We start from the raw sequence: 21365 nt of genomic DNA, 5'->3' as shown, positions 1-21365 counted from the left end.
GGCATGCGCGAAGCACCGGGGTCGCGCGACTCAAGCCACTCCGCCTGCGCCGGCGCCACCCAGCGCCTTGCGCAGCGCGCGCAACAGCGCCAGAGTGGTGATCGGCTTGTCGATCACGTGCAGGTGCTCCAGCGGCGGCAACTCCTGCAGATCCGGCGGTGCATCCGGGCGCGCCAGCAGGATCACGCCGCCCTGGTAACCATGGTCGACCAGGGCCGCAAGGGTGCGCACACCCGTCAACAGGCTCATGTCCGCATCCAGCACCACCAGATCCGGCAGGCCGCCGGCCTCGATCCACTGCAGCGCCGCGGCGCCGCTCTGGCTGGCATGTGCCTGGTAGCCCCAGGTGTCCAGGGTATCGGCCAGTATCGACAACTGGCCAGCTTCCTCGACCACCACCAGCACCCGCTCGGCCGACCCTTCCAAGCCCTCCAGGTCGTTCAGCGAGGTGGCGTCGGCGACCAGTTCGTCCAGCGGGATGTAAAGGTCGAAGCGGCTTCCGCTGCCCGGATTGCTGTCCACCCGCATCACGCCGCCGTGGCTGGCGACGATGCGCTTGCACGACAGCAGCCCCAGGCCGGTGCCGCTCTCCTTGGTCGTGAAGAACGGCTCGAACAGGTGCTGCAGCACGTCCTGATCCATGCCGGGCCCAGTGTCGATCACGCTGATGCACAGGTAGCGACCGTCCCGTGTCTGCTCCTCGGGCCGGAAGAATTCCACGTCCAGCCGCGTCTGCGAGGCCTCGATGCGCAGCTTGCCGCCGTCAGGCATCGCCTGGATCGCGTTCAGGCACAGGTTGAGCAGGCACTGCTGCAATTCGGTGTGATTACCCTCGAACGAAAGCTCCGGGTCGTCGATGGCCAACTCCATCGCCACGGCGCGTGGCACGCTGCCCTGCATCAACAGCCCGAACGCGTTGAACAGGGCGCCGAGGCGCACCTGCTCGGCGCGCCGCGCGCCACGCGCAAACGACAGCATCGAGTGCACCATGTCCAGGCCGCGCTTGCCGCAGTCGCGCACCAGCTTGCCGAGCCGGGCCAGGCGCGGATCGTCCTGGTAATCCTGCAGGCTGTCGCCTGCCAGCAACAGCGGCTGCAGCAGGTTGCGCAGGTCGTGGCTGAGGCCGCCGGCCAGCATCGCCAGGCTCTCGAAACGCTGCGCGCGAAGCAGCTCCGCCTCGGCCCGGCGACTCGCCTTGCGCGCGTCCACTTCGGCAAGCGCGCGACGCACCGCGCTGGCCAGCCGGGCCGGGTTCTGCTTGAGGATGTAATCGGTGGCGCCCTTGCGCAGAGCCTCGATCGCCGCCTCCTCGCCGAGGGTCGCGGAGACGAAGATGAACGGCAGATCCTCGTCGCGTTCGCGCAACAACTCCAGCGCGCGCTGGCCGGAGAAGCCCGGCACGCTCAGGTCGGACAGGACGATGTGCGGGTCGAACTCCTTCAGCGCCGCGAGGTAGCCTGCTTCGTCATCGACCAGACGCGCTTCATGCGGGATGCCATCGGCTTCAAGCTCGGCCAGCACCAGCTCGGCATCCAGCTCGCTGTCCTCCACCTGGAGGATGCGAATGGTCGGCATCGCCTGCGACCGGTTTGGCATGGTATTCCTCGTTACGCCGTCGCGACATCGTGCTGCAATTGGCCGCTTGCCGGTCGGGCGTACCCCTGATGAACGCCATTGTGCATCAAATCCGTTCCGATCACTCCGCTTCTGGCGCCTCGTTCAGCACGGCCCAGAACTGCCCCAGCGTGCGCACGGCCTCGAAGAACTGATCCACGTCGACCGGCTTGATCACATAGGCGTTGGCGCCGAGATCCCAGCTGCGCGCCAGATCGCTCTCTTCGTGCGAAGAGGACAGGATCACCACCGGGATTCGCCGCATCCGCTCGTCGGCGCGCAACTGCGTCAGCACGTCGAAGCCATTCATCCGCGGCATCTTGATGTCCAGCAACACCACCGCCGGATCGCCCGGATCGCGCGAGGCCCATGCTCCGCGCCCATACAGGTAATCCAGGCATTCCACCCCGTCTTCCACATGCACCACGGGATTGGCCAGGTGGGCCTCGGTCAGGGCGTCCATCGTCATTTCCGCATCGGCCACGCTGTCTTCCACCAGCAGCACGGTGCGCAACTCTTTCTTGTTCATGGCCCAGAATCTCCGTTGCGTGCACCGGCCACGTCGGTGGCCGGCAGCGTGAAATGAAACCTTGCGCCCTGGTCCGGCTTCGCCTCGGCCCAGATCCGGCCGCCGTGGCGCGCGACGATGCGCCGCACGTTGGCCAGGCCGATGCCGTTGCCGGGAAATTCCGTGGCCCGATGCAGGCGCTGGAACACCCCGAACAGCTTGTCCGCGTACTGCATGTCGAAACCGGCGCCGTTGTCGGCCACCGTGAACTCGTAATCGCCGCGGCTCCCATGCCGTGCGCTCACCTCGATCCGCGCCACCTCACACTTGCCGGTGTACTTGACCGCGTTGCCGAGCAGATTCTGCCATACCGTGCGCAACATGTTGGCGTCGCCGATCACCATCGGCAGCGCCGCGATCGTCCAGACGATGCGCCGGCCCTCATGGCCGGATTCGGCCAGCGCACCGGCCTCCTCGGCCAACGATTGCATGTCCACCGCCTGCAGCCGCAGCGGCCCGCGGCCCAGCCGCGAAAAGACCAGCAGGTCGTCGATCAACTGCGCCATGCGCTGGGCCGAATTGCCGATCACCTCGAGGTAATGACTCGCCTTGTCGTCGACGCGCTCGCCCAGATGCTGTTCCAGCTTGCGCACGAAGCCGGCGATGTGACGCAGCGGTGCGCGCAGATCGTGCGATACCGAATAACTGAACGCCTCCAGCTCGCGATTGACGTCGGAAACCTGCGCCACCTTGCCTTCCAACTGGTGGTTCAACTCGTTGACCTTCTGCTCGGCCAGCGCGCGGGTGGTGACATCGCTCACCGTCAGCAGCAGCGCCGGTGCGTCGGTGTCCTGTTGGCGCAGACGCCGTGCATTGACCACCACATGGCGATCGACCCCGTCGACGGTGCGCTGGATCACGTCGTGATCCCACAGTTCACGATCCCGCAGCAGCACGTCGCTCAGCCGTTGCAACAGGACACTGTCGTTCCAGGCGCCGTCGCCAATCTGGCTCAATGGCTGGGAACGGGCCTGCGGATCCAGTCCGTACAGCTCGCCGAAGGCGTTGTTCACCAGCAGGCTGTTCAGATCCTGGTCGAACAGCGCGATCGGCTCGCGCACAGCCTGGAAAATCAGCTGCGAGCGCTGCACCGCGCGGCCCTCACGAGTCTCTGCCTGCCGGCGCTGGCCGATCTGCCGCTCGGAGGCGATCACGATGATCGTCAGCAGCAGCAGCTGCGCCAGCGCGGTGATCGAGAGCACCAGGCGACCATTGAAGGCCTGATGCTGCGCCTCCGACTGCCGCAGCGTCAGCAACGTGTTCTCGTTCTTCACGATGCCGGCAATCTGCGCATTCATCCCGAACAGGTCGTCGGCGTCACGCAGCGACTGCCGGGCACCGGGCCGATCGCCGCGCTGCAAACGCGCCAGCGCCTGATTCATCAGGGTCATGCGGCCATTCACGCTGCTTTCCAGCGAGCCGATCAAGGTCTGCTGCTCGGCGTTGTCGCGCGTCATCAACCGCAGTTGCCGCAGCAGATCCGGCACTTCCCGGGCGACGCGCGCGGCGCGCGCGCGCGTCGGGTCATTCTCGTCGCCCGCCAGCAACCGATAGATCGCCGCCTCGCTGTCATGCACGACGTAGGCAACCTGATAGGCCCGCGACCTCACCTCGGCCGAATGGGTTACCCATTCGGTGGCCAGTTCGGTATCCCGCGAATTCCCCAGCGTGACGATGTACGGCAAGCCGACAATGATCAGCATCGCCAGCAGCAGGCCGGCGGTGCGCCAGCGGATGATTTCCCGCACTTTCATCTGGCGTGCAGCATCGGCCAACCCGACCCGGAAAAGACTGCGGACATTCTGGCATGTTTCGCCGCGCCGTCCGTGAAGCCGCCGGCGCCGCTCACCGGCCTGGCTGGCTCACCGCCACGGGCCGCGCGGCGGCGCCGTTGCCCCAGGCCCTGTTCGGCTCGGCCTGCATCGTGAAATGCAGTTCGCCGCCGGCCAGGATCTCCGCGTGCCGCAGATAGGTGCGCTCCAGTGGCTTGCCATTGAGGGTGACCGCCCCGACCCACGGGTGCGCCGCGTCCAGCGGCGATGCCGTGACCGTGAACGCATGCCCGTTGGGCAGGTGGATGGTGGCCTGGCGCACGAACGGTCGCCCGATCGCGTACACGTCGCTGGCCGGCGTCACCGGATAGAAGCCGAGCGCGGTGAAGATGTACCACGCCGACATCTGGCCCAGGTCGTCGTTGCCGCTGAGGCCATCGGGGCGCGGCGCGTACTGGCTGTCCATGATCTGCTTCAGCCGCTGCTGGGTCTTCCACGCTGCCCCGGCATAGTCGTACAGGTAGGCGATGTGATGGCTCGGCTCGTTGCCATGCGCGTACCAGCCGATCAGGCCGGTGATGTCCTCGACGTTCTTGAAGTGCGCCGGGTCGACCTTGGCGTCGAACACCTGGTCGAGTTTGGCCGTGAACTTCGCATCGCCGCCCATCGCGCGGATCAGCCCGGGCACGTCCTGCGGCACGTACCACGAGTACTGCCAGGCATTGCCCTCGGTGTAGTCGCTGCCGTAGCCGGCGAAGGTCGGATCGAACGGTTCGCGGAACTGGCCGTTGCTGAGCTTGGCCCGCATGAAGCCGGTCTTCGGATCCCAGGCGTTGCGCCAGTTGCCGGCCCGCTGCATGAAGGTGGCGGCGATGCCGCGCTTGCCCATCGCGCCAGCCATCTGCGCCAGCGACCAGTCGTCGTAGGCGTATTCCAGCGTCTTCGACGCCGCCTCGGGCTCATGGTCGATCGGCACGTAGCCGAGCTTCATGTAATCGGCGAGGTCGCCGTAAGGTCCGTAGGTGGCGCTGGCGACCATCAGTTTCAGCGCGGCGTCAGCGTCGAATCCGCGCACGCCCTTGATGTACGCATCGGCGATCACCGGCACCGCGTGGTAGCCGATCATGCACCACGTTTCCAGGCCCTGGTACGCCCACACCGGCAGGATACCGAACGGGCTGGCCTGGCCGGCGGCGATCAGCGAACGGATGAAGTCCGTGCTGCGGGCGGGATCCAGCAGCACCATCAGCGGCTGCTGCGCACGGTACACATCCCACAGCGACCAGCTGGAATAGAAATCGAAGCCCTGCGCCCGATGCACCGCGTGATCCGGGCCCCGGTATTCGCCATTCACATCCATGCTCAGCGTCGGCGCCAGCATCGCATGGTAGAGCGCGGTGTAGAACATGGTCCGGTCCGACTTCGGCGCATCGACATCGATCACCGCCAACGCCTTGTTCCACGCCGCGGTCGCCTCGGCACGACGTGCATCGAAATCCCAGCCCTTGCCGTCCTGGTCGAGGTTGGCCAGCGCGTTGGCTTCGCTCACCGGCGAGATCGCCACCTTCACTTCCAGCGGCTTGCTCAACTTGCCGAAGTCGAACACGCCCTCCAGCGCACGACCGTTCTGTGCGTCATGGTCTTCCGCCCGGTTGCCTGGCCCGGCGAAGCCCTTGTAGACCAGATCCGTCTCGCGGTTGTAAAGCTCGCGCGAGATCATCGGCTGCGAGAAGCGCATCGCGAAACACAGCTCGCGCCCCGGTGCCCAGCCGCGCGTGGTGCGGCAGCCGGTGACGCTGCCATCGGGGTGCACGCGCAGGCTCGCCCACAGCACCTTGCCCGGGTAGTCGTAGATGCTAGGCCGCAGGTCGAGCAACAGATGCGCCGGCTGATCCTTCGGGAAGGTGTAGCGGTGCCAGCCCACCCGCCGCCCCGCGGTGAGCTCGGCGCGCACGCCGTAGTCGCTCAGCGTCACCGCGTAGTAACCGGTCTGCACCACTTCGCTGGCATGCGAAAAGCGCGAACGGTAGCCGCTGTCCGGCCTGGACGGATCGCCCGGGTCCAGTCGCACTGCGCCGGCAATCGGCATCACCAGCACGTCGCCCAGGTCCGAATGGCCGGAGCCGGAGAAGTGCGTGTGCGAAAAACCCATGATGGTGGGATCGCCGTACTGGTAGCCGGCGGCCCATTTGTAGGCATGCTTGAAATCCGGCATCGCGGTGTCCGGCGACAGCTGGATCATGCCGAACGGCACCGTGGCGCCGGGAAAGGTGTGGCCATCGCCGCCGGTGCCGATGCGTGGGTCGACGTCGCCTGCGTGGCCGCTCGCGGCGGCAACCGGCGCACTGATCGCCAACGCCAGCAGCGCCGGCAGCAGAACCATGAATCGGGACATCGGACGTCTCTCCGGCGAACGGCAAATGCCGACGGTAGCACTGCCGGCGGGGATGTTGCACCGCGTGATTGGCAGACACATGAAAACGGTTACATTGTCGCAGCTGCGCGTCCGCCTGCCGGACCCGCGACACCGCCCACCATCTCAGCAACGGAAAATCGCCATGGCCTTTGCCGCTACGCCCGTGCCCGCATCCGCGCCGGGTGCCGACGCATCGCACGACCGTTACACCAGCCACCCGCTGGCGCTGGGCGTGCTCACCACGATCTTCTTCATGTGGGGCTTCCTGACCTGCCTCAACGACATCCTGATCCCGCATCTGAAGTCGAGCTTCCAGCTCAACTACACCGAAGTGATGCTGGTTCAGTTCACCTTTTTCGGCGCCTACTTCCTGATGGGCATGCCGGCCGGCCGGCTGGTGGCGGCGCTGGGTTACAAGAAAGGCATCGTGGCCGGCCTGGCGATTGCCGGCATCGGTGCGCTGGGTTTCTGGCCCGCCGCGGCACTCCATCTGTATCCCGCCTTCCTGGGCGCGCTGTTCGTGCTGGCCACCGGCATCACCGTGTTGCAGGTGGCCGCCAACCCGTATGTCGCCCTGCTCGGGCCGGAGAAGACCAGCTCCAGCCGGCTGACCCTGGCGCAGGCGCTGAATTCGTTCGGCACCTTCCTGGCGCCGTGGTTCGGCGGACTGCTGATCCTCTCCAACGTGGTGAAGAATCCGACCGAACTGGCGGCGCTGGCCCCGGCCGATCAACTGGCCTACCAGGCGCAGCAGGCGCACGCCGTGCAAGGTCCGTACATCGGCCTGGCGGTGGTGCTGTTCCTGCTCGCGGTATTCGTCTGGCTGTTCCGCCTGCCCGCGCTGGCCGAGGCCACCGACAAGGACGACCATGGCCGCCACAGCTTCGCCGAGGTGTTAAGCCATCCGCATGTGCTGTTCGGCGTGCTCGGCATCTTCTTCTATGTCGGCGCCGAGGTATCGATCGGCAGCTTCATGGTCAACTACCTGTCGATGCCCGACATCGGCCATCTGAGCGAGCAGCAGGCCGCGAAATACGTTTCCTGGTACTGGGGCGGGGCAATGATCGGCCGCTTTGCCGGCTCATGGATCATGGCCTGGTTCTCGCCACGCAAACTGTTGGCGACATTCGCCGCGATCAACGCGCTGCTGGTAGCCACCACCATGCTGAGCACCGGCAACGTGGCGATGTACAGCATCATCGCGATCGGCCTGTTCAACTCGATCATGTTCCCGACCATCTTCGCGCTCGGCATCGAGCGGCTGGGGCCGATGACCAGCAAGGCCTCCAGCCTGTTGATCATGGCCATCGTCGGCGGCGCGGTGATCCCGCAACTGCAGGGCGTGATTGCCGACCACGTGGGCCTGCATCACGCGTTCTTCCTGCCGTTGCTGTGCTATCTGTACATCGTGTTCTACGGCGTCAGTGGCTCGAAGATCCGCAGCAGCGCCGACTGATCTTGCTCCGTCCCCGCACATGACCCAACGACCCATCCTCTGTTTCGGCGAGGCGCTCATCGACCTGCACGCCAGCGGCGTCGATCCGCACGGTTTCGCCGCCGCCTTCACGCCGTTCGCCGGCGGTGCACCAGCCAATGTCGCGGTGGCGGCGGCGCGGCTCGGCGGCGTCGCGCGCTTCGCCGGCATGCTGGCCGCTGACCCGTTCGGCGACTTCCTGCTGGCCAGCCTGCAGCAGGCCGGCGTCGGCACCGCGGATGTGGCGCGTACCGACAACGCCAACACCGCGCTGGCCTTCGTCAACCTGGACGCCCACGGCGAGCGCAGTTTCAGCTTCTATCGCGAGCACACCGCCGACCTGCAATTCCGCGCCAGCGATTTCCGCGCGGAGGCGTTCGCCGAGGTGGCGGTATTCCACGTCTGCTCCAACAGTATGACCGACCCCGCCCTGGCCGCGCCCACGCGCGAGGGCATGCAGCGCGCGCAGCGTGCCGGCGCCCTAGTCAGTTTCGATCTGAACCTGCGCCCGGCATTGTGGCCAGCCGGTGTCGATCCATTGCCACTGGTGTGGCCGGCGCTGCACCTGGCCGACGTGGTGAAACTCTCCGCCGAGGAGTTCACCTGGCTGGCGGTGGACGGTGAGCAGGCCGCGCTCGATCGGCTGTGGCTGGGCCGCACCCGACTGCTGGTGGTCACCGATGGCGCGAAGCCACTGCGCTGGTTCCATCCCGACGCCGAGGGCGAACTGCCCGGCTATGCGGTAAAGGTGGTCGACAGCACGGCGGCCGGCGATGCCTTTGTCGGCGCCTTGTTGTGCTGCCTGGCCGAGCTCGAACCATCGCCCGACCGGCTCGACCAGCTGGTGAGCCAGTTGCCACGCCTGCACGCGATGCTGCGCTTCGCCGCGGCCAGCGGGGCACTCACCGTGACCCGCCAGGGTTCGTTCGCCGCCATGCCGAGCGGCGACGAAGTGCTGGCCTTCATGGAGAACCAGGCATGAGTGCCACGCCCGATTTCCGCTCGCCCGAATTCCTGCGCGAACACATCGCGCAAACGATGGCGTTCTACCACCCGCACGCGATCGATCCGGCCGGCGGCTTCTTCCACTACTTCAAGGACGACGGCACGATCTACGAGCGCAGCCATCGCCATCTAGTCAGCAGCACCCGCTTCGTCTTCAACTACGCGATGGCGGCGATCGAGTTCGACAACCAGGCATATCTGGACGCCGCCCGCCACGGCCTGCGCTATCTGCGCGAAGTGCATCGCGACCCGTACACCGGCGGCTACGCCTGGACGATCCGCGACGAGCAGCCGGAAGACCGCACCAACCACGCCTACGGTGTCGCCTTCGTGCTGCTCGCCTACGCCACCGCGTGCAAGGCCGGCATCGCCCAGGCCGCTGCCTGGATGGACGAAACCTGGAACCTGCTGGAGCAGCACTACTGGGATGCCGACGCCGGCCTGTACCGCGACGAAGCCGACGCGGACTGGCACTTCAGCGACTACCGCGGGCAGAACGCGAACATGCACATGTGCGAGGCGATGCTGGCCGCGTACCAGGCCAGCAGTGACCCGCGCTACCTGGAACGCGCGTACACCCTCGCCGACCACATGACCCGCCGCCAAGCCGCCAAGGCCGACGGCCTGGTGTGGGAGCACTACGACCGCGACTGGGCCATCGACTGGGACTACCACCGCGACGATCCCAAACATCTGTTTCGCCCGTGGGGTTTCCAGCCCGGCCACCAGACCGAATGGGCCAAGCTGCTGCTGATCATGGAGCCGCTGCTTCGCAAACGCGGTCGCAAAGAAGACTGGCTGCTGCCCACCGCGCAACACCTGTTCGACACCGCGCTGGCGCGTGCGTGGGACAACGACTACGGCGGCATCTGCTACGGCTTCGCGCCGGACGGCAGCGTCTGCGACGACGACAAGTATTTCTGGGTGCAGGCCGAATCGCTCGTTGCCGCCGCGCTGCTGCATGCGCGCACCGGTCTTGCCGCCTATGACGATTGGTACGGGAAACTGTGGGCGTACGCGTGGCAGCATTTCGTCGATCACAAGTACGGCGCGTGGTATCGCATCCTCACCCGCGACAACCGCAAGGTCGACGACGACAAGAGCCCGGCCGGCAAGTGCGACTACCACACCATGGGTGCCTGCCACGAACTGCTGCGCCTGCAACAAGCCGCCAACTTGTAGGAGCCCGCTTGCGGGCGATGCTCTTGCAAATCCCGTCTTTCAACAGACGAACGTCTGGTCATCCCGAATCCCGTGTAAAGAGCATCGCCCGCAAGCGGGCTCCTACCGGAGAATCACATGCGCCCACCCCTTCGTCTTGCCACCCTGGTCGCCAGCGCGCTTTTCAGCGTCGCAGCGATCGCGCAATCGCCTGCTTCATCGGTCAACCCGCTGATCGGCAGCAGCAACGGCGGCAACACCTTTCCCGGCGCGATGCTACCGTTCGGCATGCTGGCGTGGAGCCCGGAAAACACCCGCGGCAAGCACAACCGCACCGCGGCACCGGGCGGCTATCTGCACAGCGCCACGCGCATCCGCGGCTTCAGCCTGACCCATCTGTCCGGCACCGGTTGCGCCGGGGCCAGCGGCGACGTGCCGTTCATGCCGATCACCGCGGCGATCGGCACATCGCCCTCCGCCGATGACGACGACAGCCGCTACGCCAGCGATTTCAGCCACGCCGACGAACACGCCGAAGCGGGCTACTACCAGGTGAAGCTGGCCAACGGCACCGACGTGCAGCTGAGCGCAGCGATGCACAGCGGCATCGCCGGCTTCGCGTTCCCGGCCGGCAAGCCGGCCAACCTGCTGGTCCGCAGCTCCGACTCCGAAGTGGGCAGCAGCGCCGCCGACGTGCATGTCGATCGCGCCAATCGTAGCGTCACCGGCTCGGTCACCAGCGGCAACTTCTGCGGCTACCTGGCCAAGGCCGACCAGCGCAGCTACTACACGCTGTATTTCGTGGCGCAGTTCGACCAGCCGTTCACCCACACTGGCAGCTGGCACGATGCCGACGTGCAGCCGGGCGGCACCGCGGCCAGCGGCGGCACCAGCTACGCCGACAAGGGATTCCCGCCGCTGGGCAAGGGCTCCGGCGCGTGGGTCGGTTTCGCCGATGGCAGCAGCGTGCACGTACGCGTGGGGATTTCCTACGTCAGCCTCGCCAACGCGCACGCCAACCTCAAGGCCGAAATCCCGGCCGGCACCACGCTGGCACAAGTCCGCCAGCGCGCGCACGACCGCTGGGACAAGGCGCTCGGCGGCATCGCCATCGAAGGCGGCAGCGTCGACCAGCGCACCACGTTCTACACCGCGCTGTACCACGTGCTGATGCACCCGAACGTATACAGCGACGTCAACGGTGAATACCGCGGCTTCGACCAGCAAACCCACTGCCTCGCTCCCGGCCAACACGCGCAGTACGCGAATTTCTCCGGCTGGGACATCTACCGCTCGCACCTGCAACTGGTGACCTGGCTGCAGCCGCAGACCGGCAGCGACATCGCGCAATCGCTGTACCACCAGGCGCAACAGAACCACGGAGAGTGGGATCGCTGGACGCACAACTCCGGCGGCACCCACGTGATGAGCGGCGACCCGGCGGTGCCCGCGCTGGCCGACATCGTGGCGTTCGGCGGCCATGGCTTCGACCTGCGCGGCGCCTACGATTCGCTGCGCACGGCGGCCACCGTGGTCACCGCCAACGACCTCAGCGACGACGGTTGCAACGTCGAGTGCGTGGGTCAGCGGCCCTCGCTCGACCAGTGGCTGAAGCTGCACTACATCGCCAGCAAGTCGCACGCCTGGGGCGGTGCCGGCGAGACGCTGGAAGATGCCAGCGCCGACTTCGCGCTGTCCGAACTCGCGCGCCGCGTCGGCGACCACGCCGGCCAGCAGCGCTTCCTCACCCGCGCCGGCTACTGGCGCAACCTGTTCAACCCCAAGGCCACGCCGAAAGGCGGCTACATCCAGAACCGCAACGCCGACGGCAGCTGGCCCGCGTTCACGCCGGACACCGACGACGGCTTCGTCGAGGCCAGCGCCGCGGTCTACCTGTGGATGGTGCCGTTCGACGTGCACGGCCTGTTCGATACGCTGGGCGGCCGCGACAAGGCCACCGCACGGCTGGACGCGTTCTTTCACGACAAGAATGGCCACTGGGCGCTGACCAAGGCCGGCCTGCTGCACGCCGAGCTGGACAACGAACCGTCGGTGGCCACGCCATGGCTGTACGACTACGCCGGCCAGCCGTGGAAGACGCAGAAGGCGGTGCGCATCGTGGTCGACACGATCTGGAAGAACGCACCGGACGGCATCCCCGGCAACGACGATCTCGGCGAGATGTCGTCGTGGTACGTGTGGGCCGCGCTGGGCATGTATCCGGAAATCCCCGGCCGCGCCGAACTGCTGCTGGGCAGCCCGCTGTTTCCGCATGCCGTGGTGCACGGCAGCGGCGGCGACGTGACCATCGAGGCGCCCGGCGCCTCGGCGCGCGCGCTCTTCGTGCAGTCACTCAGCGTCGATGGCAAGCCACACGACCAGCCCTGGCTGACACCGGCCCTGGTCGTGCATGGCGGCACGCTGCATTACACCCTGGGTGCCACGCCGAACCCTGCATGGGGCGCCGGCGCTGCCGCGTCGCCGCCCTCGTTTCCGCCGCCGGCTGGTCGACCCGTGCGCACCCGGCACGATGGTTGAGCCAGCGGTCTCTGCGCACTCCCGCGCCGCACCTGTCTTCCGATCCATGGAATTCCTGCACATGACGAAAGCAACAATCATCCGTCTCGCCATCGGCGTGGCGTGCCTGCTGACGGCCAGCCAGCCGCTGCAGGCGGCGGACACGGCTACCGGCAATTTCAATCCGCTGCACACGTTTGCACCGTTCACCTACCCGCAGCCGGCCAACGCCATGCGCGACGCCAGTGGTCGGCCCGGCCCGGCGTTCTGGCAGAACCGCGCCGACTACACCATCAAGGCCACGCTGGATCCGTCGACGCGCAAGCTCAGCGGCAGCGAAATCATCAGCTACACCAACCACAGCCCGGACGCGCTCGACGTGATCTGGCTGCAGGTGGAACAGAACCGCTACCGCAAGGATGCGCGCGGCGCCTTCGGCGGCGATCATTTCCCCACCGAATTCACCAGCGGCGAGCACATCCGTTCGGTCGAGGTGGAAGATGCCGCCGGCCATCGGCAGAACGCGACGTGGGTGATCAGCGACACCCGCATGCAGGTCACCTTGCCGACTCCGCTGAAGGCGCATGACGGCAAATTGAACCTGCACATCCGCTGGGACTACACCGTGCCCGGCGAATTCGGCGGCCGCACCGACGTCAATGCGAACCGGCAGGGCGACATCTTCGAGATGGCGCAGTGGTACCCGCGCGTGTGCGTCTACGACGACCTGCGCGGCTGGGACACGCAGCCGTTCCTCAACAGCGAGTTCTATCTCGAATACGGCGACTTCGACTACAGCATCACGGTACCCGCGGACATGATCGTGGTCGGCTCCGGCGAGCTGCTCAACCCGCAGGACGTGCTGACCCGCACCGAGCGCGTGCGACTGGACCAGGCCCGTCACAGTGATGCCACCGTGATGATCCGCACCGCCGCCGAGGTCGACGACCCGGCCAGCCGTCCGCAGCAAGGTGGCACGCTGACCTGGCACTTCGCGATGAAGAACACCCGCGACGTGGCCTTCGGCGCGTCGAAGGCCTATATCTGGGATGCAGCGCGGATCAACCTGCCCGACGGCAAGACCGCGCTGGCGATGTCGGCCTATCCGGCGGAAAGCGCCGGTGACCAGGCGTGGGGCGTGGCCACGCAGGACCTGAAGAAATCCGTCGAGTTCTTCTCGCGCACCTATTACCCGTACCCGTGGCCGGTTGCCATCAACGAGGCCGGCACCGCCGGCGGCATGGAGTACCCGGGCATCACCTTCGACCACAAGAAGGCGGCCGGCCGCGACCTGCAGGGGCTGATCGCGCACGAGATCGGGCACACCTGGTTCCCGATGATCGTGGGCAGCAACGAACGGCGCGACGCCTGGATGGACGAAGGCTTCAACACCTTCATCGACGTCTACGAAGCCGAGGCCTTCGACGGCGGCAAGTTCGCACCCAAGCGCGACAGCGAATACGCCCCCGGCAAGGGCACGCCGGCCGAACAGATCGCCGCCATCCTGAAGGATGCCGACGCACCGCCACCGCTGACCTACGCCGATGCGGTCAAGGAGAAATACCGCCACCCGATCACCTACTTCAAGACCGCCTTCGGCCTGGTGTTGCTGCGCGAACAGATCATCGGCCCGGAACGCTTCGACCCCGCCTTCCGCCGCTACATCGCCACCTGGGCCTACCGGCACCCCAGCCCGTCCGACTTCTTCCGCTTCATGGAAAGCGACACCGGCGAAGACCTCGGCTGGTTCTGGCGCGGCTGGTTCGAGCACAACTGGCAGTTCGACATGGCCGTGACCAAGGTTGCCTACACCGACGGCGACTACCGCAAGGGCGTCGACATCACCGTGGCCAACCTCGACCAGCTGGTGCTGCCCGCCACGCTGGAACTCGTCTACGACGACGGCAGCAAGCAGGACGTGCGCGTGCCGTGGGAAACCTGGATGCAACACCACAGCTACGTGATCCACGTCGACGGCACGCGCAAGCTGAAGTCCGCCACGCTCGATCCGGCGCGCGCCCTACCCGACAGCGACCGCAGCAACAACACGGTGCAGATGAAGTAAGCCAACCACGAGTTACACGATCGTCATCTCCAAGGTCGTCATTCCTGCGGAGGCAGGAGTCGCTCTGCAAAATCGAAGTGCGATCCCTGCCTTCGCAGGGATGACGGCAAAAGAGTAGAAACCCATCGAAAGCCGAAACAACCGATCTCGTCATTCCTGCGAAGGCAGGAATCGCTCTGCAAAATCGAAGAGCGATCCCTGCCTTCGCAGGGACGACGGCAAAAGAGTAGAAACCCATCGAAAGTCGAAACAACCGACCTCGTCATTCCTGCGGAGGCAGGAGTCGCTCTGCAAAATCGAAGAGCGATCCCTGCCTTCGCAGGGACGACGGCAAAAGAGTAGAAACCCATCGAAAGTCGAAACAACCGACCTCGTCATTCCGGCGAAGGCAGGAATCGCTCTTCAATGTCAAAACTCAAACCTCGCCGTACATCGAACGATTCTGAAGCGCAGAGATTCGTATCAGCGATGTCCACGACGGGATCTCGAAAACGGATATCTGCACGCTTCAATCAATGTGTAGTCTCTTCCACCCCGTCAACGGGATATCGCCATTCGGTCGCGGCGGCACCTTGTAGCTCAGCATGTCACCGCTCAGTGCATAACTGCGCACCTGGGTAGTTCCCTCCCAATTCGGATACGTTGCTCCTTCGATATGGAAGGTAAGCGTGCCCTTCATGGGGTCGATGGCGACGGTGCCGAAATGAGAGCTTGTTCCCAGTGCGGCGTCCCGGAATTCACTCGGCGTCCCTGCTTTCTTGTCATTGGCGGCGAACCTGGGGCGAGAACTGTCGAAGATAAACAGCGAATAGTGCCCGGCATGATCGATTTGCAGCCTGCCCTTGGGAGCATCGCCGTAGTCATGTGTGCGCGTTCCATCCGGATGTTTGACGTCGGCAAAGGCAAGCGCCCAGGTGCCTTCGATGGCAGCCACTGTATTCATTCTATCGGGCTCCGAGGCGGTGACTGCGTGGACCGGGAGAAGGGTCAGTAGGGCGAATAGCAATGTCTTTGCTGATTTCATGACTGGGTATCCTGCGAGGTTCTGCCGAATCGGCTGTATGGCTGCCTGATGTATTCGTCCTTTCGGTGTTCTGTTGTGCTTTCCATGCGGACGGATCGGCCCATCGGAGCGTGCGACGCGAATCGACGACATGGCCGTGCAGCGTCAGCAGACCGTGCCAGAGCGAGCGCATGAGCAAGTACCTGTTCAGATGATGGCTGGAAGCCGGCCCACGAACGGATTTGCCGCTTCGATTGACGATGTGCGGCGCAGTGTGTGCGCTATCATTCATTTAGAAAACATATGAATGTGTATTTCAGTCATTTAAAAATGACATGGACTAGCCATGAAATCCCTCGACCTGGATGCCGTCAAGGCGTTTGTCCTGACCGCCGAGCTGCAGAGCTTCACCCGTGCCGCAGACGCGCTGGGCAGCACGCAATCGGCGATCAGCCTGAAATTGCGCCGCCTGGAAGACCAGTTGGGCCGACGACTGCTGGAGCGAACGCCGCGCCAGGTGCGGCTGTCTGCCGAGGGGGCCGCTTTCATGGAGGCCGCGCGCGAGTTGGTTGGGGCGCATGAGCGTGCCATCGCCTCATTTGAAGTGAAGCAGCGCCGGCTGGTTATCGGCATCAGCCACCAACTGGTGGGCAGCGAGTTGCCCGGCTTGTTGCGTCGGATGAACGAGCACGATCCGAATCTGCTGATCGAGCTACGCGTAGCCGGCTCGAACGAAGTGCTCAAGGCCTACGACGATGGCGTGCTGGATGCTGCCCTGGTATTGCAGCCGGAAGATCGTCGTCGCAACGGTGAAGTGCTGTTCGCCGAATCGTTCGCCTGGATCGCCGCCGCGCACTGGCAGCCGCGTGCAGGTCAACCGTTGCCGCTGTCGACCCAGGGGGAAACATGCAGCATCCGTGCGGCAGCGGTCCGTGCGCTTGACGATGCCGGCATCGCCTGGACGGAGGTGTTTATCGGCAAGGGCGCCGCCGTGGTGGGGGCTGCAGCGACGATTGGATTGGCTGTCGCCGTGCTGCCGAAGCGTGCTGCGCCGTCTGGCACCATCGATATCGGCCACGCGCTTTCATTGCCTCCGCTACCCACGCACGAGGCGGTGCTGTATTCGGCGCTACATGACCGCCGATCGCGCAATGCGCTGCATACGCTGGTGATGGCATTCAAGAATCTGTCCAAAACTGCCTGATCGATAGACTGATCTGCCAACGACAAGGCACCGTGTGAGTCTGCGTTCTGTGCAAAGCGAGAAAGAAGAAGCCCCGTAAAACGGGGCTTCCAGGATATTTTTCTCACCGTTTTTAACTAAGCGTTCGCTAAAAAGGAATCTCGTCATCCGCGAAGCCGCTGTCGGCCGGGGCCGGCGACTGCCGCGACTGGCCGCCATGATCGTCACCGCCGCGCGACTGGCCACCGTAGTTGCCGCCGCCCTGGCGCTGGCCGCCGCCGCTCTGCGGACGCTCGCGCTGGTAATTGCCACCACCGCCACCGCCGCCCTCACCGCTGCCCAGCATCTGCATCTCGCTGGCGATGATGTCGGTGAAGTACTTTTCCACGCCGTCCTTGCCGGTGAACTTGTCGGTGCGGATCGAGCCTTCGATGTAGACCTGGCGGCCTTTCTTCAGGTACTCGTGGGCGATTTCGCCGAGGCGGCCGAAGATCTTGATCCGGTGCCATTCCGTGCGTTCCTGCTTCTCGCCGGACTGCTTGTCGGTCCACGACTCGGAGGTGGCCAGACTGAAGCTGCAGATGCTGGTGCCGCTGCCGGTGCTGCGCAGCTCCGGGTCCGAGCCCAGGTTGCCGACCAGGATGACTTTGTTGACGCCACGTGCCATGGGTGTGTCCTCGGTTGAGCCGGCCGCAAATTCTTCAGTGGGTTGCGGCCGGAGTGATGAAACTGGCTGGCTATCATAACCGCGGGCGGGGCGGCGTCCAGACGGCAGCAGCCTGAACAGGCGTCAGCCCCGGCCGCACCGGGCCGTGCGCGGCGAACGGCGGCACATCGGGCGACGGCTCAGGCGGTCAAATGCAGCGGATCGTCGCCGCGGGCGGCGGGGTCCGGCGGCAGCCGCTCGATCGCATAGCCGGCCGAATCCCACGCATCGAGCCCGCCCAGCAGCGGGCGCACATGACGGTAGCCGAGCGCGATCAGCAGCTTGGCCGCCTTGGCGGCGGAGACTTCGTTGGGGCAGCTGCAATAGATCACCAGTTCGCGATCTGGCGGGATGTCGTGCAAGGCACGATCGACGCTGTCCAGATCGGCCAGCAGCGCGCCGGGAATGACCCGGGAGTCCAGCATCCGCGCCATCCCGGAGCGCACGTCGACCACCACCGGACTCTGTCCGGCCGCGATCGCCTCATTCAGCTCGTCGACGGTGACGCGCGCCATTCGCAGCGTGCGCAACAAGCGCCGGCGCTGCCACCACTTGACCGCGATATACAGCGCGAGCAGGGCCAGCACCGCCTCGAACGCCATGGTGCCCGCATTGGCCAGGGCCGCGAGCAGGGCATCGATCTGGCTGGCGAACACCTGCCCCAGCGCCACCGCGATACCCACCCATAGCAGCGAACCCAGACCGTCCAGCCACAGGAACGCGGGCAGCCGCAGGCCCATCGCCCCGACCAGCGGCGGCGCCACGGTCGACAGGCCCGGGACGAACTTCGCCACCAGCAGCACCCGACCGCGCCAGCGCTGGAAGCGCAGTTCGGACTGTTTCACGCAGGAATCCGGCGACAGCGAAATGCGGCAGATCGTGCGCATCACGCCGCCACCGAAGCGGCGCCCGGCCCAGTACCAGAGCAGGTCGCCGAGCAGACAGGCGAGCAGCGCCACCCCCACCACGTCGAGCAGCGGCAGCTTGCCGCTGGCGGCCAGCGCGCCGGCCACCATCAGGGTCGGCACTGCCGGCACCGGTACGCCGACCTGTTCGACCAGCACGTTGAGGAACACCAGCAGCAAGCCGTACTGGGCCATCAGCAGGATGATGTCATGTGCCATCGTCGAACCCCGGAGGCGTACGTGAACCGCAGGCCCTGCTTGATGGGGGCGCCGGGCGGCGGATTCAAACCCCATCCCGCATGCCAGCCCGCTGCTCAGGCGGCGACGGTCGCGCCGGCAGCAACCACCCGTGATCGTCCCCACAGCAACAGCGGCAGCCACAGCAGGGTCAGCGTCGCCGCCGCCGCGAACACCGCGGACACGCCGGCATGCTGCAGCATCATGCCGCCCAGCACACCGCCAACGCCAGCACCCAGGAACTGGCAGGTGGCGTAAGCACCCAGCGAGGCACCGCGCAGGTGCGCCGGCGCCAGCCGCGACACCAGGCTCGGCAGGCTGGCCTCCAGCAGGTTGAACGCGCTGAAGAACACCACCGCCGACAGCCACAGCAGCAGGTGGCCATGACCGGCACGGCTGAAACCGTACAGCGCCAGCCCCAGGCCAAGGGCACAGCTCAGCACCAGCCGCATGCTGCCGGCGACCGAGGTGACCCGCCGCAGCACGCCGCCCATGATCACGGCGGAGATCAGCATCACCGGCAGGTAGAGTTCCCACTGGCTGTCCAGTGCGATGCCGGTGTCCTGCTTCAGCATCAGCGGCAACGCGACGAACGCGGCGGTCAGCATGGTGTGCATCATGAAAACCGACACGTTCAGTACCGTCAGCTGCGGCTTCACCAGCATCCGCAACACCGAACCCGGCCGCGCCGCGGCGGGTGCGCGATGCTCGGCGAGCCGGGGCACCAGCACCCACAGCAACCCGATCGCGGCCAGCGCAAGCACAGCGGTCAGGCCGAACAGGCCGGCCAGGCCGCCGATCCGCGCCAGCGGCGCGCCGAGGACGATCGCCAGCACGAAGGCCGCGCCGATGCTGATCCCGATGATGCCCATCACCTTGCTGCGGTTGTCGTCGCGCGAATGATCCGCCGCCAGCGCCTGGCTGGCGCCCGATACGGCGCCCATGCCCTGCAGCACGCGGCCGATGATGATCCCGTGGATACCGTGTGCCCAGGCCGCCACGACGCTGCCGATGACGAACACCAGCAGGCCCAGGGTGATCGTGAGGTGCCGCCCGATCCGGTCGGACAGCAGGCCCACCGGTATCTGCAGCGCGGCCTGGGCGAAGCCATAGATGCCGATCGCCAAACCCACCAGCAGCGGCGTGGCACCCGGCAGGTGCAGCGCATAGGCGCTGAACACCGGCATGATCAGGAACAGGCCGAACATGCGCAGGCCGACCACGCTGGAGAGTGCAAAGGATGTCTTCAATTCACCCTTGCTGAGCTTGCTCACGGCGTCGCACCCACCTTGTTCGATTGCACAAGCGTTCGATTATAGGCGGCCTGGCCCGCGTCCCCGCTGCGGCAGAACGTCACGAACATCGCCTGCGACGGCGACACCGATCAGGCACGCCGTCGCGGCGACCGGCACAGCGCCCGCCCGCAAACCCTTATAATCGGCGCCCACGTCTTCACGAAGCATGGCATGAGCACGCCCGCCGAATCCCTCAACGGACCCTCACACGACTTCGCGCGGATACGCGACCTCGCGGCCGCCGACATGCAACGGGTCGACGCGTTGATCCGACGACGGCTGGCCTCGGACGTGGTGCTGATCAACCAGATCGCCGACCACATCATCGCCTCGGGCGGCAAGCGCCTGCGCCCGATGCTGCACGTGCTGGCCGCCGGCACTGCCGGCTATCGCGGCGAACACCACGTCAAGCTCGCCGCGATCATCGAATTCATCCACACCTCCACCTTGCTGCACGACGACGTGGTCGACGAGTCCGACCTGCGTCGCGGCCGCAAGACCGCGAACGCCTTGTGGGGCAATGCCGCCAGCGTGCTGGTCGGCGACTTCCTGTATTCGCGCTCGTTCCAGCTGATGGTGGAACTCGATGACATGCGCATCATGCGCATCCTCGCCGACACCACCAACACCATCGCCGAAGGTGAAGTGCTGCAACTGCTCAACATCGGCAACGCCGACGTGAGCGAGGCGGATTACCTGGCCGTGATCGAACGCAAGACCGCCGTGCTGTTCGCCGCCGCCACCGAACTCGGCGGCATCCTCGGCGGCCTGCCGGAGAATCAGGTGGCCGCGTTGCGCCGCTACGGCATGGAACTGGGCTACGCGTTCCAGATCGCCGACGACCTGCTCGACTACGTCAGCGACGCCGGCACCCTCGGCAAGAACATCGGCGACGACCTCGCCGAAGGCAAGCCGACCCTGCCGCTGATCTACGCCCTGGAGCAGGCCAGCCCCGAACAGGCGCAGTCGCTGCGCCACGCGATCGAACATGGCGGACTGGATTCGCTGGACCGCATCATCGCCTCGATCCGCGACTCCGGTGCACTGGAACGCACCCGCCAGCGCGCCTTCGCCCATGCCAGCGCCGCACGCGAGGAGCTGGCCTTGCTGCCGGCGTCCGACTATCGCGATGCGCTGGTCACGCTGGCCGACTACTCGGTGCAACGCTCGTTCTGAGGGTTGTCGTGTTTCGGCCGCGGTCGATTCGGAGCAAAGGGTTTTCGCGCTGCTGCTGTAGCCGGGGCACCGCTCTCACTGGCTGGCGAGCAAGAGCTTTCGGCCTCCTTCGGAGGCCGAGTTACTTTCTCTTTGTGTGGCTGTTTAGACCGATGACATGGGTAACGGACGTGCCAGGACATGGGTAACAGTTTAGTCGGCTTCACGCATATCGATGCTGGCCAGCCGATGATGAGCGAAGTAAAGCGTGTAAATGCCGTCCTGGTTG

At 65.9% G+C, this 21365-nt stretch carries 15 protein-coding genes; 7 read left to right on the top strand and 8 right to left on the bottom strand.

The genetic code is table 11. From position 1 onward, the window contains the following. Positions 1-30: 30 nt before the first annotated feature. The 4 genes from B0E47_RS03180 to B0E47_RS03165 form a co-directional block, all read right to left on the bottom strand. On the bottom strand, positions 31-1596 hold the full coding sequence (locus B0E47_RS03180; RefSeq protein WP_254422782.1) for a hybrid sensor histidine kinase/response regulator: 1566 nt from the start codon (positions 1594-1596) through the stop codon (positions 31-33). Positions 1597-1696: 100 nt separating this feature from the next. Continuing rightward, on the bottom strand, positions 1697-2143 hold the full coding sequence (locus B0E47_RS03175; RefSeq protein ID WP_077512461.1) for a response regulator: 447 nt from the start codon (positions 2141-2143) through the stop codon (positions 1697-1699). Then, positions 2140-3936: an ATP-binding protein gene (locus B0E47_RS03170; RefSeq protein ID WP_077512701.1), complete on the bottom strand. Its 1797-nt coding sequence runs from the start codon at positions 3934-3936 to the stop codon at positions 2140-2142. The genes B0E47_RS03175 and B0E47_RS03170 overlap by 4 nt, the downstream gene beginning before the upstream one ends. Positions 3937-4027: 91 nt before the next feature. Continuing rightward, on the bottom strand, positions 4028-6349 hold the full coding sequence (locus tag B0E47_RS03165) for a GH92 family glycosyl hydrolase (protein WP_077512459.1): 2322 nt from the start codon (positions 6347-6349) through the stop codon (positions 4028-4030). Between the two features lie 274 nt (positions 6350-6623). On the opposite strand from B0E47_RS03165, the gene B0E47_RS03160 reads away from it, so the two are divergent. The 5 genes from B0E47_RS03160 to B0E47_RS03140 all read left to right on the top strand — a co-directional run bounded on the left by B0E47_RS03160 (position 6624) and on the right by B0E47_RS03140 (position 14592). Next, on the top strand, positions 6624-7826 hold the full coding sequence (locus B0E47_RS03160; RefSeq protein ID WP_254422790.1) for a sugar MFS transporter: 1203 nt from the start codon (positions 6624-6626) through the stop codon (positions 7824-7826). A gap of 19 nt (positions 7827-7845) precedes the next feature. Next, a complete protein-coding gene (locus B0E47_RS03155) occupies positions 7846-8826 on the top strand; it encodes a carbohydrate kinase (protein WP_077512455.1) in 981 nt (326 codons plus the stop codon). After that, on the top strand, positions 8823-10031 hold the full coding sequence (locus tag B0E47_RS03150; protein ID WP_077512453.1) for an AGE family epimerase/isomerase: 1209 nt from the start codon (positions 8823-8825) through the stop codon (positions 10029-10031). The genes B0E47_RS03155 and B0E47_RS03150 overlap by 4 nt, the downstream gene beginning before the upstream one ends. A 117-nt stretch (positions 10032-10148) precedes the next feature. Continuing rightward, positions 10149-12548, top strand: a complete 2400-nt coding sequence (locus B0E47_RS03145; RefSeq protein ID WP_077512451.1) for a GH92 family glycosyl hydrolase — start codon at positions 10149-10151, stop codon at positions 12546-12548. A 61-nt stretch (positions 12549-12609) separates the two neighbouring features. Further along, the gene (locus tag B0E47_RS03140; protein ID WP_077512700.1) at positions 12610-14592 is read left to right on the top strand and encodes a M1 family aminopeptidase; all 1983 of its coding nucleotides are present in this window, start codon (positions 12610-12612) and stop codon (positions 14590-14592) included. A 508-nt stretch (positions 14593-15100) separates the two neighbouring features. Here the strand turns inward: B0E47_RS03140 and B0E47_RS03135 are convergent. Beyond that, the gene (locus B0E47_RS03135) at positions 15101-15616 is read right to left on the bottom strand and encodes a lipocalin-like domain-containing protein (protein WP_077512449.1); all 516 of its coding nucleotides are present in this window, start codon (positions 15614-15616) and stop codon (positions 15101-15103) included. 325 nt (positions 15617-15941) lie between these two features. On the opposite strand from B0E47_RS03135, the gene B0E47_RS03130 reads away from it, so the two are divergent. Continuing rightward, positions 15942-16799: a LysR family transcriptional regulator gene (locus B0E47_RS03130; RefSeq protein WP_077512447.1), complete on the top strand. Its 858-nt coding sequence runs from the start codon at positions 15942-15944 to the stop codon at positions 16797-16799. 127 nt (positions 16800-16926) lie between these two features. Here B0E47_RS03130 and ssb read toward each other — a convergent pair whose 3' ends face one another. The 3 genes from ssb to B0E47_RS03115 all read right to left on the bottom strand — a co-directional run bounded on the left by ssb (position 16927) and on the right by B0E47_RS03115 (position 19900). After that, positions 16927-17445 carry a single-stranded DNA-binding protein gene (gene ssb / locus B0E47_RS03125; protein ID WP_077512445.1) on the bottom strand — a complete coding sequence of 173 codons (519 nt, stop codon included), beginning with the start codon at positions 17443-17445 and terminating at the stop codon, positions 16927-16929. A gap of 179 nt (positions 17446-17624) precedes the next feature. Then, a complete protein-coding gene (locus B0E47_RS03120) occupies positions 17625-18608 on the bottom strand; it encodes a VTT domain-containing protein (RefSeq protein ID WP_077512443.1) in 984 nt (327 codons plus the stop codon). A 95-nt stretch (positions 18609-18703) separates the two neighbouring features. Further along, on the bottom strand, positions 18704-19900 hold the full coding sequence (locus B0E47_RS03115; protein WP_077512441.1) for an MFS transporter: 1197 nt from the start codon (positions 19898-19900) through the stop codon (positions 18704-18706). Positions 19901-20092: 192 nt separating this feature from the next. Between B0E47_RS03115 and B0E47_RS03110 the strand changes: the two genes are divergently transcribed. After that, complete coding sequence (locus B0E47_RS03110; RefSeq protein WP_077512439.1) at positions 20093-21097, top strand: polyprenyl synthetase family protein; 1005 nt, start codon at positions 20093-20095, stop codon at positions 21095-21097. The last annotated feature ends 268 nt before the right edge of the window (positions 21098-21365 follow it).

This window comes from Rhodanobacter sp. B05 (assembly GCF_002001085.1).
Lineage (GTDB): Bacteria > Pseudomonadota > Gammaproteobacteria > Xanthomonadales > Rhodanobacteraceae > Rhodanobacter.
This window is presented reverse-complemented; position numbering and strand designations above follow the sequence as displayed.